The sequence below is a fragment of the Caldisericia bacterium genome (genome assembly GCA_021158845.1).
In the GTDB taxonomy this organism is placed as follows: Bacteria; Caldisericota; Caldisericia; order B22-G15; family B22-G15; genus B22-G15.
In genome coordinates this window covers 1-2614 of record JAGGSY010000134.1, presented here as the reverse complement: position 1 = coordinate 2614, position 2614 = coordinate 1, and the positions used below count along the sequence as shown (strand labels likewise).

2 protein-coding genes are annotated in these 2614 nt (G+C 36.2%); both read right to left on the bottom strand.

Annotated features, from left to right (window positions below; genetic code table 11):
* Positions 1–2027 (bottom strand): PQQ-binding-like beta-propeller repeat protein (locus J7J33_04925; GenBank protein ID MCD6168630.1); only part of this gene is annotated, 2027 nt, incomplete at its 3' end.
* Positions 2028–2066: 39 nt separating this feature from the next.
* On the bottom strand, positions 2067–2614 hold a 548-nt coding region (locus J7J33_04920), incomplete at its 5' end, for an RNA methyltransferase (protein ID MCD6168629.1).

Genomic DNA, 2614 nt, shown 5'->3' with positions numbered 1-2614 from the left:
AGTTTAAGGACTATCTTTTCTTCTTTTATCTTTACATAAACATCTATAACTTTTAAGCCTCCATTGGAGCTTATTTTTATTGTGCCAGTGTAGTATTTACCTCTTTCTAAATTGCTTGAGTCAATTCTAACTGTGATTCTTATGCTATTACCTGAGAAAGTTGTCTGACTTAAAATTATCCACGGGGCAGAAGTCTTTAATGTTCCTTCAAGTGTTCCTCCACCTTTGTTTGATATGGTAAAGACCCTTGTTTCAGAAGAACCTTTTTCTATCTCCCCGAAATTCAAATTTATAGTATCCACTGTAATCTCTGGATTTGCTTCAACAACCTTAACATTCAACTCAACTGTTTCATCTCCACCATTGCTTTCAATATATATGTGACCTTTATAGCTTTCTCCTGCCTTAAGAGTTTCTGCGTTTATTGTTACCATGATTTTTACATCGTTTCCTTTGAAGTTAAGGGAGGATAGTTCCACCCATTTGACATCTGTTGATAAAGTTCCATTAAGTTCTCCTCCCCCTAAATTCTTTATAAATAGAGCCATATTCTTTTTTCCACCTGCATTTATGGTTCCAAAGTCAAGTAGTTTTGGAGTAACTGAAAGTTTTGGTGGGAGCCCCTTTGTTTTTAGGACAATTAGAACATCCTGATTTCCACCGTTTGATTTTACAATTACTTTACCCTGATACTTCTTTTCAGGATCAAATCCTTCAGTATCAACTGTTACTTTAACTATTACATCGTTTCCAGTGAATTCACGAGGATAGACCTTTATCCAGAAAAGAGAAGGCTCTATAGTTCCTGTAAGTGTACCACCACCTGTGTTTGTGATTCTGAAGGAGAGAGTCATTTTAGAATCTACATCAACTTCTCCAAAGTCAAGAGTTGTGGGTTCAACCTTCAAGTATGGTGGTGGCTGAGAGGAGAAAGCTCTTACTGAGAAATCTTCTCCTGTTGTGAAAAGATAATCCTTATAGAGACAAAAATCTGTGTGGAAGCCTTTATCAAACTTTTCCTGCCAGGAGATAGTTCCATCTTCAAGAGATAGCATGTAAAGTGTGCTTGTTTTATCGCCGATGAATACATATCTATCTGTCACAACAGGAGAGGCATCAAATCCTGATGGAAGGTTTCTTGTCCATTTGGCTTTCCCTGTTTTTAAATCTATACATGCAACTTTTCCATGTATTCCAGCAATAACTGCCAAATCACCTGAAATTGCTGGTGTTGTCACGGTATCCTCATTAAGATTAAAATACCAATCCTGATGTCCTTTATTCTCTCTATTTAACGCCCTGAACTGTCCAGATGTATTCAGTAAATAAACATAATCTCCAAGAATAACAGGCGTAGCTTTAACATTCTTACCTACAAGTTTTTTAAATAAAACTTCTTTAGTTAACGGATGAAGAGCATATAAATAACCATCCTGAGATACAAAGTAAATTCCTCTATCATCTCCGCTTATTGCTGAGTTTATTTTTCCACCTGTTGAATAGTTCCATACAAGATCACCGGTATCCTTATCTACACAGTAAACTATCCCATTCTCTGCTCCAAAGTAAACATAATGGTTTGTTACAAGAGGAGCTGTTGTAATTTTTGAATAAACCCGCATCTTCCATAGGTATTTTTCGTGGTTTGAGATATCAACACAATAGAAGTTTTCATCAATGGAGCCAAAATACAATTTTCCATCGCTAAATGCTGGTGTTCCAATTATTGCTCCATCTGTATCAAATGTCCAGAGAACATCACCGCTTCTTTTATCAAAAGCATATAACGATTTATCACCACATCCTGCATATACCACATCATCAACTGCTATAGGAGAAGTGAAGAGTGCATTACCAAGATAGTGCCATTTTTCCTCAAGTGGAGGCCTAAACTCCTCATCTGAGCAACCCAGTCTCTCATTCGTACCTCTATATGTTCTCCATCCTGTCTCTTGAGAGTTAGAAATTTTCAAGTCCAAAGAGACAAAGATTAAAGTTAAGATTAATAAAAGGATGATTTTTTTCATTCCTCCTCCTCTCTTTTTGTTTTTATTTTATCACTATTTTTACCTGTTAAATAATCTATCAAGAATTATGGCACAGGCACTTCTAACGGAGAGATGATTGTATTTATTCCCTTTAGGATAGCCTTTTATTGGCTCAAGTTGATAGTCAAATGGTATCTTCTCTCTTACCATTCCCCACCCTGTGCCAAAAAGGATTAGAATGGGATGTTTTTTGAGTATTTCCCTTAGTTTTTTAAAAGTTATCTCTTCTTTACTGGATTTTGCACTTGTGAATATAATAATAGGTTTAACCCTTTCTTTTCTCTCAATATCCAAGATAACCTCGTCAAGGGAAGAGGAGAGTTTCACAAGTTTTAAAGCCTCTCTCCTGTATCTATTAAAAAACCTCCCTCCCCCTCTTGTCCAGAAGTTTATTATTCTTTCAATGGCTCTTCTCTGATTGTCAAAGGGATGCACCACATAAAGAGTTTTTACTCCAAATGTCTTTGAGAGCCTGCTTATATCCACAATGTCATAGGGAAGTATGGATGAGGCAACAACTCTTCCTTTTCTATCATAAACAGGATAATGAACAAGTCCTATATAGG